Origin of the sequence: Rhizobium sp. BK538 (assembly GCF_014197575.1) — a bacterium.
In the GTDB taxonomy this organism is placed as follows: Bacteria; Pseudomonadota; Alphaproteobacteria; order Rhizobiales; family Rhizobiaceae; genus Rhizobium.
Genome location: NZ_JACIFT010000002.1, coordinates 278,157 through 292,416, shown reverse-complemented (window position 1 = coordinate 292,416; position 14,260 = coordinate 278,157). Strand labels below are relative to the sequence as shown.

Below are 14,260 nucleotides of genomic sequence, written 5' to 3'. Positions count from 1 at the left end.
CCACACTGGAGATGGAACAATGAACCGCTTGAATGGAAAAGTCGCCATCATCACTGGCGCAAGCTCGGGCATCGGCCGTGCAACCGCCAAACTCTTTGCTGCCGAAGGCGCAAAGGTCGTGGTCGGCGCCCGCCGCCGGGCAGAACTCGACAGTCTGGTCGAAGAGATCAAGGCAGCCGGGGGAGAGGCCGTGGCCGTGGCCGGCGACGTTCGCTCGGAAGATTATCACAAGGCGCTGGTCGCCACCGCCGTCGACCGCTACGGCAAGCTCGACGTTGCCTTCAACAACGCCGGCATCCTTGGCGAAGCTGGACCCAGCACCGGCGTTTCGGAAGCCGGTTTCGCCGAGGCTCTGACGATCAACCTGACGGCCTCTTTTCTTGCCGCCAAGCATCAGATCGGACAGATGGAAAAGAACGGTGGCGGCTCGGTGATCTTCACCTCGACCTTCGTCGGCTACAGCTTCGCCTTCCCTGGCGTCGCCGCCTATGCCGCCAGCAAGTCCGGCCTGATTGGTCTGACGCAGGCGCTCGCCGCCGAATTCGGGCAAAAGAAGGTCCGCGTCAACGCCGTCCTGCCGGGTGCGGTCGATACCGATATGTATCGCGAGATGAACGACACGTCGGACAAGCAGAGCTTCATCACCAACCTGCATGCGTTGAAGCGCGTCGCAGCGCCGGATGAGCTTGCGCGCTCGGTTCTCTACCTCGCATCCGACGATTCAAGCTTCGTCACCGGCACGTCCTCACTCGTAGACGGCGGCGCATCGATCACCCGCACCTGAGGCCGCGGATTATCCGCTCTGACTGGAGAGATTTTCCGGGGATGAGCGGTTCGTCGCGACAGGCAATTGCATCGCATCCTCCCAGCATCAACCGGATCATAAGGACCCACGACAATGGCACGCTTACAGAACAAAACGGCCCTCATCACCGGCGGCACCAGCGGCATCGGCCTCGAAACCGCCCGTCAATTCATTGCCGAAGGCGCTCGTGTAGCCATCACCGGCAGCAGCGAGAAGAGCGTCGAGGCCGCCCGCGCCGAGTTCGGCGACAAGGCGTTGGTCATACAGGCGGATGCCGGCAACGCTGCCGGCCAGAAAGTCGTCGCCGGCGCGATCAAGGATGCCTTCGGGGATCTCGACATTCTTTTCGTCAATGCCGGCGTGGCCGAATTCGGCCCGCTCGAACAATGGAGCGAGGAAGCCTTCGACAAGTCGATCGCGATCAACGTCAAGGGCCCATTCTTCCTCATCCAGGCGCTTTTGCCGGTCTTTTCGAAGCAGGCTTCGATTGTGCTAAACACCTCGATCAATGCCCATATCGGCATGCCGAATTCGAGCGTTTATGCTCTGACCAAGGGGGCGCTTTTGACGCTTGCCAAGACGCTCTCCGGAGAACTGATCGGTCGCGGCATCCGCGTCAACGCCGTCAGCCCCGGCCCGATCGCAACACCGCTTTACGGCAAACTTGGCATGTCGGAAGCCGATTCCAAGGCGATGGCGGCACAGATCCAGTCGCAGATCCCAGTTGGCCGTTTCGGCGATGCCGGCGAAGTCGCGAAGACCGTCATCTTTCTTGCCTCCGATGAGGCTGCCTACATCGTTGGCAGCGAGCTCGTCATCGATGGCGGGATGAGCAACCTCTGAGGACCGAGACCCTATCAGAGGCGCATGAATAAGGCCGCGGCTCCTCTCCTCCGCGGCCTTTCTGCCGCTTATCGGCCAGTTTCAACGAGCGTCTCAGCCCGATCGCGGCCTTCTGGCTCTGAGATGCAGCCAGTCCGCCACCAGCATGACGATCAACGACAGGCCGACCAGCGGGAAAACGATCCCACCAACGGCAAGCATCGCAATCAAGCCACGAAACACGCGCTTGTCAGCAGGCATCGGCGGTACGCCAAATGAACCTGCCGGGCGTCGCTTCCACCACATGACGACAGCCGAAACCGCAAGCAGGATGATCGCCAGGCAGGCGGCGAGCAGCACGAGTTGGTTCGCAAGCCCGAATTGTTGGCCGAGATGGGTATTGATGCCCCACTCCAGCGATTTCCCCAGCGGACCGTAGTCGGCATAACTCATATCGATCAGCGACTTCCCCGAGTACTGGTCGAGATGCACGACCCGCTGCTTGGAAAGATCGTCCGGATAGACCGAGCCGGAAAACACGCCATCCGCTGTCATTGGTATGTTGACGCCGTAGCCCCGATGCAGGCCAAGACGGTCGAAGGCGGCGACCGCATTATCGAGACCGATCGGCTGTGCATGATGCGCGTGCCCGGCAGACTGCGGCACCTGCGCCTGTTCCAGAGACCAGGAAGTCTTGGCGACGTGATCGAGATGTTCGTCGGACATCGGTATGGCAACCCGCACGCCTGCGGGATAGCCGAAGTTGATACCGTTTGCCCATTCGTTGACCTTGCCGCCCCAGACCCCAGACCAGGGCATTCCCGTAATGGCCAGGAAGACGATGAAGAAGCCGACGAAGATCCCGGTCACAGCATGCATGTCCCGCCAGAAGACTCGCCGCTTTGGCGTACCGCGAACGGAGACAACACCACCTGTCTGCCGGCGCGGCCACCAGAGATAGATGCCGGTGGCGACGAGGAGGATCGACCAGCCGGCGGCGATCTCGATCAGCATGCGCGCGTAGTTGCCGAAATACTTGAGGCTGTGAAGGTAGCGGATCGTACACATGACGGTGCCGCGATCAGGCAGCGCGCCCAGCACCTCGGCGGTGTAGGGATTTACGTAGACCGCAAGTTTGCCTTCCGCCTCGGTGCCGATGGTGATTTCAGCCGACGCATCCGACGCGGCCGGGTCGGTGAACCTGATGGCAATTCCCGGGTGGGCGGTGAGGGCGGCGGTCACCATTGCGGAAGGTGCTACCCGGCTTGCGCCTTGCTGCACTTCAATGCGCTTGAGATCAGAATGGATCACCGCATCGATCTCATCCTTGAAAAGATAGAGGGCGCCAGTAATTGCCAGCGTGATCATGAAAGGCAGGACGAGAAGGCCGGCGTAAAAATGCCAACGCCAGACGGCGCGATAGAGGTCGGAGGCGGAGCGCACCGAAGCGCCGACGCTCTCGCGACCGATGGTAAGGTCGGACATGAATGTCTCCCAACGTAAGAAAATCGGGCCTCTGCCCAATAGGCGCGGAGGCGGAACGATGACGTCAGGCAGTGATGGGGGGCGCACGCGGTTCGGCGATCCGCCCGCGTAAGGCCGGAGAAATGACTGCATCGGTTCGGATCGCGGTGTCGATCGCAGTCTCGACCGCGACATAAAGAGGACCCGTCTGCCCGTCGAGAATTGCCGGCATGGCGGCCGATGCCAGGCGGCAGAGCGTGCCACACGGGCACTCCGGCGCTTTCTTGGCCGGCAAATTACCGTGGCCGGCATCATCGACGGAACCGTGTCCGCTCGAAGAGCAAGTGATCGTGAAGGGATCGACGGCGGATGCCGCCACGGCGCCCTGAGCATTGCCGCCCAGCAGCCCTTGGATCAACAGCAGACAGGCGACCAGCAGCGCGACAGCGCTGGCCGATACCCGATCCCGCAAGATGCTGCGCATGGTCCCCATGCTTCGTTCCATGCCACAGCAGCAAGGTGCTGTCACTGCGACCGATCGGCCTTCGCTGCCGATTGCTTATTATTCCCCAAAGGCTTAGGGTTTCACACAATCAGATACTCGATGGACGAACGTCATGGTTCTCAGCGGCAAACGCATCCTCCTCATCATTTCCGGCGGGATCGCGGCCTATAAAAGCCTGGACCTCATCCGACGGCTCAAGGAGCGGGGCGCATCGGTGCGGCCACTGATGACCAAGGGCGCGGAGGAATTCGTGACGCCGCTTGCGGTCGGCGCCCTCGCCGCCGACCATGTGTTCACCGATCTGTTTTCACGGCAGGACGAGCAGGATGTCGGCCATATCCGGCTGGCGCGCGATTGCGACCTCGTCCTGATTGCTCCGGCAACAGCAGACCTGCTGGCCAAGATGGCGAACGGGCTCGCAGACGACCTTGCTTCGACCGTCCTGCTTGCGACCGACCGGCCGGTGCTCGCCGCCCCGGCCATGAACCCGCATATGTGGGCGCATCCGGCGACGAAGCGCAATGTCGAGACTCTGCGCGGCGACCGCATCCGCTTCATCGGGCCTATGTCCGGCGAGATGGCCGAGAGCCGCGAAGCGGGCATCGGGCGCATGGCCGAACCGCTCGAGATCGTCGCCGCGGCGGAAGCCTTGCTCCATGATCGGCCGAAGCCGCTTACCGGCCGCAAGGCGATCGTCACCTCCGGCCCGACGCATGAGCCGATTGACCCTGTGCGTTACATCGCCAATCGCTCCTCTGGCCGCCAGGGACATGCAATTGCCGCGGCGCTTGCGGCGCTTGGCGCAGATGTGACCCTCGTTTCCGGACCGGTTTCCATTCCCGATCCTTTTGGCGTCAAGGTCGTCCATGTCGAGCGCGCAGATCAGATGCGGGACGCCGTGCTTGCCGCGCTTCCTGCGGATGTCGCCGTAATGGTTGCGGCGGTCGCCGACTGGCGTGTTGCGTCGGCCACCGACCAGAAGATCAAGAAACATCCGGGCGAATCCATTCCGACGCTCGCGCTGACGGAGAATCCCGATATTTTAAAGACGGTCGGCCATCACACGATGCGGCCGAAGCTGGTGATCGGCTTCGCGGCAGAGACGCAGGATGTGGAAAGCAACGCCAGGGCGAAGCTTGACCGCAAGGGTGCCGATATCATCGTCGCCAACGATGTTTCGCCGGCAACCGGCATCATGGGCGGCGTCCGCAACAGGGTGAAAATCGTCAGCCACAGCGGCATCGAGCAATGGCCGGATCTGGCGAAGGAAGAGGTTGCAACGAGGCTTGCGGCGATGATTGCCGAACGACTCAAGCCGTGATCGCGACCGGGGTGGCTTTTGCAACTGCCTGCACCGGACGAAACGGCGCGATAGCAAGGCCATTTTCGCCGAGCGTGACGGCGCTTCCGTCCGGGATCTCCGCCCAGGCATCGACATCATCGTTCAGCGGCTCGGACACCAAGCAGTAGCCCTTGCCGAGCGGAGAGGCATAGAGCGTCGGCGCTTTGCGGTCGGTCGCATAGCGGATCGCGTAGAGCGCCTTGCCATCCGAGAAGGCAGCCGTGTAGCGCAGCAGCACCGATCCGAGAAGTTTCTCGGCAAGGCTTTCGACGAAGCGGATCATCTCCGCCATCGCAGCCATCGGCGTCTGCTGCAGGCCGAACTGCAGGGCGAGCAAGAACATCAGTTCGGAATCGGTCGTCCCTCCGCGGGCGTTGAAGAGTTCGTCATCAAGCATCGCTTCCATAGGGCGACGCAGCCGTTCGAAACCTGCGATCTGGCCATTGTGCATGAAGGACCAATTGCCGAAGGTGAAGGGGTGACAGTTGTCACGGCGGGTGCCGCCGCCGGTCGCTGCCCGTACGTGCGCCAGGAACAACGGAGAGCGGATTTGCCGCGCCAAACTCTTGAGATTGCAGTCGGACCAAGCCGGCAAGGTATCACGATAGCGGCCAGGTTCCGGGCGGTCGCCATACCAGGCGATGCCGAAACCGTCGCCATTGGTGGGGGTCTTGGCGCGTGTCGCGCAATGCGATTGCTCGATCAGCGAGTGCGCGGGCGAGGACACCAGTTCCTCCAGATAGAGGGGGTCTCCGCGATAGGCTGCCCAGCGACACATGCTCTTTCCACTCCGGAGCCCGCGTTGTTGGAGGCGGGAGAAATGCTGAAACGCGACAACGATTGTCGAATCTGATGGTTAATAAGACCTGAACGGCTTCCTGACTTGCAAGCGGAAGATGACAAATTTCTGACGGTCGATGCGATCGAATTGCGCAATGCGACATCTTCTTTTGTGAACAGTGCGTTCCCGCGGCGGCCAATTTCGCCGAGGCTGGTCCGGCGGCTATAGTCCCGGGCAAGTTGAAACCTTCGAGAGGATGCCATGTCGATACGTCCCGTAAAGCATACGAGCACCGCAATGCCAACCATGGAAGGCGCCGGTGTGAAGCTGCACCGCGTCTTCGGCTTCGGGGATCCGTCGATGACAGACCCCTTCCTGATGATGGACGATTTCCGCAATGACAATCCGGCCGAATATATCCGCGGCTTTCCCTGGCATCCGCACCGCGGCATCGAGACGATCACCTACGTGCTTGCAGGCACGGTCGAGCACGGCGACAGCCTCGGCAATCGCGGTCTGCTCGGCGCCGGCGACATCCAGTGGATGACGGCAGGAAGCGGCATCATGCACCAGGAAATGCCGAAGGGCGATTTTGCCGGACGCATGCATGGCTTCCAGCTCTGGGCCAACCTGCCCTCGTCGCTGAAGATGACGGCGCCGCGCTATCAGGACGTCAAATCCGCCGACATTCCCGTCGTTGTCGATGACGACGGTACGGCCGTGCGCGTTATCTGTGGCGACTTCTGGGGCAAAGCGGGGCCAGTTGACGGCGTCGCAGCCGAACCGATCTATCTCGATGTCTCGGTCCCTCCGGGGAAGAAGAAGCGCCTGCCTGTCGAGACCTATCGCAACGCATTTGCCTATATCTTCGCAGGCTCCGGCACATTCCGCGACGCCTCCAAGCCGTTCGGCGTCCGTGTCGAGAAGGAGGTCAACGGCGAGGAACTCAACATTCGCGACATGTCCGGCAACCGGACGCTCGTCGTCTTCGACAGCGGTGACGAAGTGACGGTGCAGGCCGGCGACGAAGGCATCCGGTTCCTGCTCGTTTCAGGCAAGCCGATCGAGGAGCCGGTTGCCTGGCATGGGCCGATCGTCATGAACTCGCGAGAGGAGATCATGCAGGCGATGCGAGAGTTACAGAACGGCACCTTCATCAAGGCCGCACACTGAGCCGGCTTAATCCACAGCCCTCTGCCGCAATGTTTGCTCACTACGGCAGCATACAGGACATCATTGCAAACATTGGTGTATTGTCGGCGACCGTAAAGTGAAACACCGCTGCCAGGGAAGCTGCGCAGCACCTGACACCTCGTTTTTTCTTGCATCTCCGGCGAATCATCCTACCTTTTATCTATCTTCAACAGAACGAAAGGAAGGTGATCCAATGTCTAATGAGATTTCGGACCTCGTAAAAGGCATGGAAGTGGTGATGAAAGCGAGGCAGCCCTCGCTCTAAGCCCACCTTCCTAGGATCGCTTTGACGGTCCGGCCATTTACAGGCCAGAACTCATGGAAAGGGTCGCCTCGAGCGGCCCTTTTCATTTTTCAGCATAGGATTGACGAGGACAACGGCCTCAAGGTATTCATAAAGTCATCTGATGACTTTATGAATACGGGCGATGCAACCAATTGCAAGAACGAAACTTGCGGACACGGCCATTGAGGCGATCCGCACGGAGATACTGGGTAAGCGATGGGCCGTGGGCGAGAAATTGCCCAACGAGGCGACGCTGTCTTCCACGCTCTCCGTCAGCCGCGGCACGATCCGAGAGGCGGTGCGGGTGTTGGTGTCGCAAGGCCTGCTCGAAACCCGGCAGGGCTCGGGAACCTACGTGCTCTCGACCACCGACACCCGGCTGCCGCTCACCATGGCGCGTCGCGCCGGTCTGCGCGACCTCTTCGAAGCCCGGTGCGCACTCGATGTCGAGGCCGCACGGCTGGCCGCGATACGACAAACGCCTGAGATCATTGCGGAGTTGCGGGCGCTTCTCGCCAAGCGGGGCAATTTCGAAGGCGGCGACAGAAGCGTCTTCGTCGAACGCGATCTTGCTTTCCACAAGGCGATCATTGCCGCTTCCGCCAACCGCGCGATGATCGAAATCTATCAGTTTTTTTCCGCCTCGATTGCCGAAACGATCGCGGCGACATTGGACGACGAGATTCCCGAGCCTGATATGCGGGCGCATGCCGACATCATCGACGCGCTCGCCACCGGCGATCCACAACAGGCCGATGCGGCCGTTCGCCGCTTCATGGCCCCCATCATCGGCGCTCTCGACCGGATGCTCCATTCATGACCACGCCCCTTCAGGATGCCGCACAGGTCTACGACCTGGCGGACGAACAGCTCATCGATGCCGAAGCCGATAGCGTACCGCAGCCGCAGCCCCCCGTTGGCAGCAGCGCAGCGGTGCGCTTTCTCCTTGGCGCCAGCCTCGTCCTGATCGCCTTCAATCTGCGTCCCGTCTTCTCCAGCGCCTCCGCGCTGCTGCCCGAAATCAAGACGGAACTCGGCCTTTCATCCCTCGGTGCCAGCCTGCTGACCACCCTGCCCGTCGTCTGCCTCGGCGCCTTTTCGCCGTTGGCGCCGCGGCTTGCCCAGCGGATCGGATCGGAGCGCACGCTTCTGGCGGTCCTCGTCCTGCTGGCGCTCGGGACGGGTCTGCGTGGCTTATCATCCGTTCCGCTGCTCTTCGTCGGCACTGCGCTTGCCGGCGCCTGCATCGCGGTCGGGAACGTGCTGCTGCCAGGGCTGGTCAAGCGCGACTTTGCCGATCGCGCAGCGCTGATGACCGGCCTTTACACGATGGCACTATGCGCGGGCGCGGCGAGCGCCGCAGGCTTCACGCTGCCGCTCGAGCGCATCCTCGGCGGCTCGCTCTCCGGAGCGCTGGCCGCCTGGGGTCTGCCTGCATTGGTCGTCGGGATGATCTGGTTGCCGCAGGTGCTGTCCACCAAGAATCAAGTCAAGCGCAGCGGCTTTTCCGTCCAAGGGCTGTGGCGGGATCGCCTGGCCTGGCAGGTCACTCTCTTCATGGGCCTGCAGTCGGCTCTGGCTTATTGCGTGTTTGGTTGGCTCGTCCCGATCCTGCGCGAGCGCGGTCTTGACGGCGTCACCGCTGGAGCGATCGTTTCGGTATCGGTGATGGTTCAGGCTGCGGCATGCCTGGTTGCCCCGCAGATCGCCGTCAGGGGCAAGGATCAGCGCGTGATCAATGCGTCGCTCTGCGTCGTTGCCGTCGTCGCGTTGTTCGGCCTGCTGTTTGCGCCGCTCTTCACCATCTGGGTCTGGGCGGTGCTGCAGGGCATTGGCCAGGGCGGCCTGATCGCTGTCGCGATGACGACGATCGTGCTGCGGTCGCGCGATCCGCATGTCGCGGCCCATCTTTCGGGCATGGCCCAATGCGTGGGCTACCTTCTTGCCGCGATCGGCCCGCTCTTGGTCGGGCTCATCCGCGGCTGGACCGGCAGCTTCGCATGGTCGGCAGTGCTTTTCGTGGTGCTTGGTGCCGGCGCCGCTATCAACGGCTGGAACGCCGGTCGCGCGCAGTATGTGAATGCGCAGACGATCGAGAAGGCGGACTGACGTCGGCCTCACCATCTGTTGATTTCTCCCCCAACGGGGCGATGCTACGCTGACGCCTCCCATGCCGCTTCCGTCGGAGGAGAAGTCTTGCGTTTCCTATCCGCCATTCTGCTTGCAACCGCCTTGCTTGCTCCGCTGCCCCCCGCCTTATCGCAGGAGGGTCGAGGCGAGGCTGCCGCACAGGGTTCATCGAGCGAGGGCGTATTGAAGCTGCTGCCGAGCGACTCGGTCACCCAGCACACAATGACGATCGGCGGCCGGACCCTCGACTTCGTGGCGACGGCCGGCACGTTGGATCTCTTTGCGCAAGACGGCTCCAAGGCCGGCGCCGTATTCTATACGGCCTATGTCGCCAAGAACGGGAGGTCCGACCGGCCGCTGACCTTTGCCTTCAACGGCGGCCCCGGCGCCGCATCGGCGTTCCTGCATCTCGGCCTCGTAGGGCCGCGCATCCTGGATTTCGGCCCGGATGGGGCCGATGGGGCCGATGCAAAATTGACCGACAATCCGCAGAGCTGGCTCGACTTTACCGACATTGTCCTCATCGATCCGATCGGAACCGGATGGAGCCGAACCGCCAAGGCCGACGACGCCCCCAATTACTACAACGTCAATTCCGACGCGCAGAGCGTTGCGAAGGCGATCGCTCTCTATGTCGCCCACAACAACCGGTCCGGTTCGCCCAAATATCTTCTCGGAGAGAGCTATGGCGGCTTCCGCGCCGCCAAGGTGGTCGGCGCGCTGAAGGATAGCCAAGGCATCATCGTCTCGGGCGCGATCATGCTTTCGCCATTGCTCGAAGGGCAACTGATGTTCAATGCCGATCAGTTTGCACTGGGCGCGGCACTCGAGTTTCCGTCGCTTGCGGCAGCGAACATGGACAGACGCAATGCCTTCGATGAAGCGCAGCAGCGCGATGCGGAGAAATTTGCACTTGGCGACTATCTGACGACACTCGCTGGCCCGCTGCCGACTGGCCAGGCGGCCAAAGCCTTCTACGGGAAGGTTGCCGGCATGACCGGCATTCCCGAAGATATCGTGGCAAAGAACCGCGGCTTCCTCGGAAACGCCTATGCGAAGCAATCAAGCGGGCAGGATGGTCGAATTGTCAGCCCTTACGACGCGGCGTTCTCGACGCCCGATCCTTATCCGGAGTCGGACTCTGACCGTGGCGACGATGCCATCCTCGACGGCTTCACCCGCGCCTATGGCGGGGCCTTCGCCGACTATGCGCGCAATGAACTCGGCTTCAAGACCGAGATGACCTATTCGCTGCTGGACGGCGACATCAGCCGCAGATGGGAATGGGGCGGACGCGGCGGTGGTTCTAGGCTGCAGGCGAGCGTCACCGACGATATTCGCCAGTTCCTCGCCTCCAATCCGAAATTCCGCCTGTTGATCGCCCACGGCTACAGCGATCTCGTCACTCCTTATGGCGTGAGCCGTTATGTTGTTGACCACTTGCCGCCTTCGCTTGCCGGCGAGCGGGTGGCGCTGAAGGTCTATCCCGGCGGTCACATGTTTTACACGCGGAGCGTTCAGCGCGCAGCCTTTACCGCCGATGCCAAGGCCTTCTTCACCGAGCATTCCGGCACAATGCCGGCTGAATGAACGATTGATCAGTGCACGGATTCCACGGCAAAATCTGAGATTTCCTCGCATTATTGAGCCAAAACGGGTTGCCTTCGGCAGATGCCGACATAGGTATGTCAGCATGTCATACCCCAGTGAGCCATTTCCTGCCGTGATGCCGCAACCGGCCTCAGGGCAGACGGAATTGCTAAGCGCCGTTTTATCCTCCCCTCAAGACTGCGCTCTTTTTCTCGATATCGATGGCACATTGCTTGACCTGGCCGCGGTGCCGGATGCGATCGTCATGCCACCGTCGCTGCCGGCAGCGCTTTATGCCGCGTCGCGAAGGCTCGGTGGCGCGCTAGCCTTGGTCACAGGACGGGCACTCGCTTATGCCGACGAGCTGTTCGCACCATTCCGATTTCCGATCGCCGGCTTGCACGGCGCCGAATTGCGTTGGCCGGACGGCAGCATCATGAAAGCTGAGACCACTGCCGCATTCGAGGCATTGAAGGCGGAGCTCCGCGCCGCAACCGAAAATCTGCAAGGCGTACTCGTGGAAGACAAGGGAGCTGCGGTCGCCGCTCACTATCGCCTCGCGCCGCAAAGGCAGGCGGATGTGGAGCTGATCATGGAGAGGCTGCAGTCCAAGGTCGGGCCGAACTGGACCTTGCAGCGCGGCAAGATGGTTCTCGAAATCCGACCCGCGAGCGCCGACAAAGGTCACGCTGTGGAGACGTTTCTGTCGATGCCGCCCTTTGCCGGCAGGCGTCCGATTGCCATCGGTGACGACGTTACGGACGAGGCGATGTTCCGTGTCGCCAATCGCTTTGGCGGCCATTCCGTTCGTGTCGGGCCGTCTTCGGACACTGCCGCCATTCTGGCGCTGCCTTCCTCATCGGCGGTGCGGGAACTGATTGGGCAGCTCGCCGTTTGATCCATGCACGATGTGCCGCCCTCCCGATGAAAGGAACCTCCGTGACCCGTCTTGTCATCGTCTCCAATCGCGTGCCAGCTCCCGCGAAGGAGGGCGCGGCCTCCGCCGGCGGACTGGCGGTGGCGCTCAAAGCGGCACTCGAAGAACGGGGCGGCATCTGGATGGGCTGGTCCGGCAAATCGAGCGAAAACGACGAGCCCGGCCCGCTCTCGCTGACGGAAGAGGGCAAGATCACCTATGCACTGACGGATCTCACCGGCAAGGATGTCGAGGAATACTATCACGGCTTCGCCAATCGCGTGCTCTGGCCGATTTGTCACTACCGCCTGGACCTCGCGGAGTATGGCCGCAAGGAAATGGCGGGGTATTTCCGCGTCAATCGTTTCTTCGCGCATCGGCTTGCGCCGCTGCTGCGGCCGGACGACATCATCTGGGTCCATGACTACCATTTGATCCCGCTCGCCGCGGAACTGCGGCAAATGGGCTTCAAGAACCGCGTCGGCTTTTTCCTGCACATTCCCTGGCCGCCGGCCGATGTGCTCTACACCATGCCGGTTCACGAGGAAATCATGCGCGGTCTTGCCGCCTACGATCTCGTCGGCTTTCAGACGGACCACGATCTCGAAAACTTTGCCGGCTGCCTTCGCCGCGAGGATATGGGCGACGCCATCGGCGACGGCCGCTTCACAGCGAATGACAAGGTTTTCAAGGGCGGAGCCTACGGCATCAGCATCGAGACCGCCGCCTTCGCCGAATTCGCCAAGAAGGCCGGCAGCCACCATCTGGTGCAACGAGCGCGGCAAAGCATCAAGGACCGCGACCTTATCATCGGCGTCGACAGACTGGATTACTCCAAGGGCATCACCCAGCGGCTGGACGCTTTCGAGCGCTTCGTCGTCAACAATCCAGCCCACCAGCGGAAGGTCACCTATCTGCAGATCACACCGAAATCACGCTCGGAAGTCCCGGAATACGAACAAATGCAGCGCACCGTCGCGGAACAGGCAGGCCGAGTTAACGGCGCACTGGGGACGGTGGACTGGGTGCCGATCCGCTATATCAACCGCTCCGTCAGTCGTCCGATCCTCGCGGGTCTTTATCGACTGGCCAAGGTTGGCTTGGTCACGCCGCTTCGCGACGGCATGAACCTCGTGGCAAAGGAATATGTCGCCGCACAGGATCCCGAAGATCCTGGTGTGCTCGTACTATCCCGCTTCGCCGGCGCAGCGCGCGAATTGAGGAGGGGGGCGTTGCTGGTCAATCCCTATGACATCGAAGGAACCGCCAACGCGCTGGCGCGTGCCTTGAATATGCCTCTGGAAGAACGCCGCGAGCGTTGGCAGCGGATGATGGACTATCTGCTGGAGTACGATGTGTCGCGTTGGTGCGACGATTTTCTCAAGGATCTAGTCGACTGACGATACCGGCTTCCACCGTGAGCCATGCCGCAAGCAGATCGCTTTGGGCATCACGCGTGCGCGATGGCAATAGCCAGTAACCACGGTCCGGCGCTTCCAGCGCCGGACCTGCGGTTTTCAGCATCCCCGAGGCGAGCAGCGAGTCGACGAGGCCCATCCATCCGATGGCAACCCCCTGTTCGCCGATCGCGGCCTGCACGACCAGCGAGTATGTATTGAAGCTCACATCGCCCTGCCCCGCGTGAGTATCGCGGCTGACACCGAATTCCGCGAGATAATGCCGCCAGTCGAACCAGGGCGAAGGTTCCGCGGCATCGAGATGGATCAGGCGCGCTCGGGCAAGGTCCGTCGGCGTGGAGATGGCACCGTAGCGATCGAGGAAGCCTTGGGTGCAGACGGGTGCGACCCTTTCCGGCAAAAGCAGAACGGCGTGGCGCTCTAACTCCGACCGCCTGCCAAAGACAACAGCAACATCGTCGTCGTCCGACCGGTCGCGTTGTGTTCGCTGCGTCGCGACGATCTGAATATCAACATTCGGGTACAGCGTGCGGAAGGCATGCATGCGCGGGATTAGCCATAGGGCGGAAAACGCATAATCCGTACGCAGCCTTATGATTGGCCGATCAGATTCATTGCGGAAGCGCCGCGCCAGCTGGTCGATCTCGTTGACACTCTTTGCGACGATGTCGAAAAGACGCTGGCCTTCGGGCGTCAACTCCACGCCCCGATGCTGGCGTTTCAAGAGGCTGACGCCAACTTGCTCCTCCAGCCGGCGGATCTGATAGCTGACGGCAGGTTGCGTCAGGCCAAGAACGCCTGCAGCCGCCGACAGACTTCCCGCCTTGCCGATCTCAGCGAATATTCTCATCCATCCAAGTTCGACACGGCGGCTTTCCATAAAAAATCCTTAGATAGGATATCAAAAAATGCCTGCTTCACAGGTCATCCGATATGGATAATCAATAAAGCAATCAAATGGCATAAGCGAGATGAGGCCGAGATTCCTGGCGCGATTTCCAGTCAAC

At 61.6% G+C, this 14,260-nt stretch carries 13 protein-coding genes; 9 read left to right on the top strand and 4 right to left on the bottom strand.

Going from position 1 to position 14,260, the window contains the following annotated elements; genetic code table 11:
• Positions 1-19 precede the first annotated feature (19 nt).
• On the top strand, positions 20-784 hold the full coding sequence (locus FHX09_RS03780; protein ID WP_007799585.1) for an SDR family oxidoreductase: 765 nt from the start codon (positions 20-22) through the stop codon (positions 782-784).
• Positions 785-898: 114 nt separating this feature from the next.
• Positions 899-1,648: an SDR family oxidoreductase gene (locus FHX09_RS03775; protein ID WP_007799583.1), complete on the top strand. Its 750-nt coding sequence runs from the start codon at positions 899-901 to the stop codon at positions 1,646-1,648.
• A 93-nt stretch (positions 1,649-1,741) separates the two neighbouring features.
• On the opposite strand, the gene FHX09_RS03770 is transcribed toward FHX09_RS03775, so the two are convergent.
• Together FHX09_RS03770 and FHX09_RS03765 are read right to left on the bottom strand one after the other, a co-directional pair.
• Positions 1,742-3,112, bottom strand: a complete 1,371-nt coding sequence (locus FHX09_RS03770; RefSeq protein WP_184449301.1) for a PepSY domain-containing protein — start codon at positions 3,110-3,112, stop codon at positions 1,742-1,744.
• A gap of 64 nt (positions 3,113-3,176) precedes the next feature.
• Positions 3,177-3,584, bottom strand: a complete 408-nt coding sequence (locus FHX09_RS03765; protein WP_132591925.1) for a DUF2946 domain-containing protein — start codon at positions 3,582-3,584, stop codon at positions 3,177-3,179.
• A 124-nt stretch (positions 3,585-3,708) separates the two neighbouring features.
• On the opposite strand from FHX09_RS03765, the gene coaBC reads away from it, so the two are divergent.
• Complete coding sequence (gene coaBC / locus FHX09_RS03760; protein WP_132591923.1) at positions 3,709-4,917, top strand: bifunctional phosphopantothenoylcysteine decarboxylase/phosphopantothenate--cysteine ligase CoaBC; 1,209 nt, start codon at positions 3,709-3,711, stop codon at positions 4,915-4,917.
• Here coaBC and FHX09_RS03755 read toward each other — a convergent pair.
• Positions 4,907-5,716: a class II glutamine amidotransferase gene (locus tag FHX09_RS03755; protein WP_184449299.1), complete on the bottom strand. Its 810-nt coding sequence runs from the start codon at positions 5,714-5,716 to the stop codon at positions 4,907-4,909. The two genes, coaBC and FHX09_RS03755, sit on opposite strands and share 11 nt — an antisense overlap.
• Before the next feature lie 264 nt (positions 5,717-5,980).
• Here FHX09_RS03755 and FHX09_RS03750 point away from each other — a divergent pair, with 264 nt between their 5' ends.
• The 6 genes from FHX09_RS03750 (at position 5,981) to otsA (ending at position 13,235) form a co-directional block, all read left to right on the top strand.
• The gene (locus FHX09_RS03750; RefSeq protein WP_184449297.1) at positions 5,981-6,892 is read left to right on the top strand and encodes a pirin family protein; all 912 of its coding nucleotides are present in this window, start codon (positions 5,981-5,983) and stop codon (positions 6,890-6,892) included.
• Between the two features lie 449 nt (positions 6,893-7,341).
• Positions 7,342-8,019: a FadR/GntR family transcriptional regulator gene (locus FHX09_RS03745; RefSeq protein WP_132591917.1), complete on the top strand. Its 678-nt coding sequence runs from the start codon at positions 7,342-7,344 to the stop codon at positions 8,017-8,019.
• Complete coding sequence (locus FHX09_RS03740) at positions 8,016-9,308, top strand: MFS transporter (RefSeq protein ID WP_132591915.1); 1,293 nt, start codon at positions 8,016-8,018, stop codon at positions 9,306-9,308. Before FHX09_RS03745 ends, FHX09_RS03740 begins: the two co-directional genes overlap by 4 nt.
• 87 nt (positions 9,309-9,395) lie before the next feature.
• The gene (locus FHX09_RS03735) at positions 9,396-10,919 is read left to right on the top strand and encodes a carboxypeptidase (protein ID WP_132591913.1); all 1,524 of its coding nucleotides are present in this window, start codon (positions 9,396-9,398) and stop codon (positions 10,917-10,919) included.
• A 103-nt stretch (positions 10,920-11,022) separates the two neighbouring features.
• Positions 11,023-11,817, top strand: a complete 795-nt coding sequence (gene otsB, locus FHX09_RS03730) for a trehalose-phosphatase (protein WP_132591911.1) — start codon at positions 11,023-11,025, stop codon at positions 11,815-11,817.
• Between the two features lie 41 nt (positions 11,818-11,858).
• Positions 11,859-13,235, top strand: a complete 1,377-nt coding sequence (otsA, locus tag FHX09_RS03725; protein ID WP_184449295.1) for an alpha,alpha-trehalose-phosphate synthase (UDP-forming) — start codon at positions 11,859-11,861, stop codon at positions 13,233-13,235.
• Here otsA and FHX09_RS03720 read toward each other — a convergent pair.
• Entirely contained in the window at positions 13,216-14,133 is a 918-nt protein-coding gene (locus FHX09_RS03720; RefSeq protein ID WP_132591907.1) for a LysR family transcriptional regulator, read from the bottom strand. The genes otsA and FHX09_RS03720 overlap by 20 nt on opposite strands.
• Between the last annotated feature and the right edge of the window lie 127 nt (positions 14,134-14,260).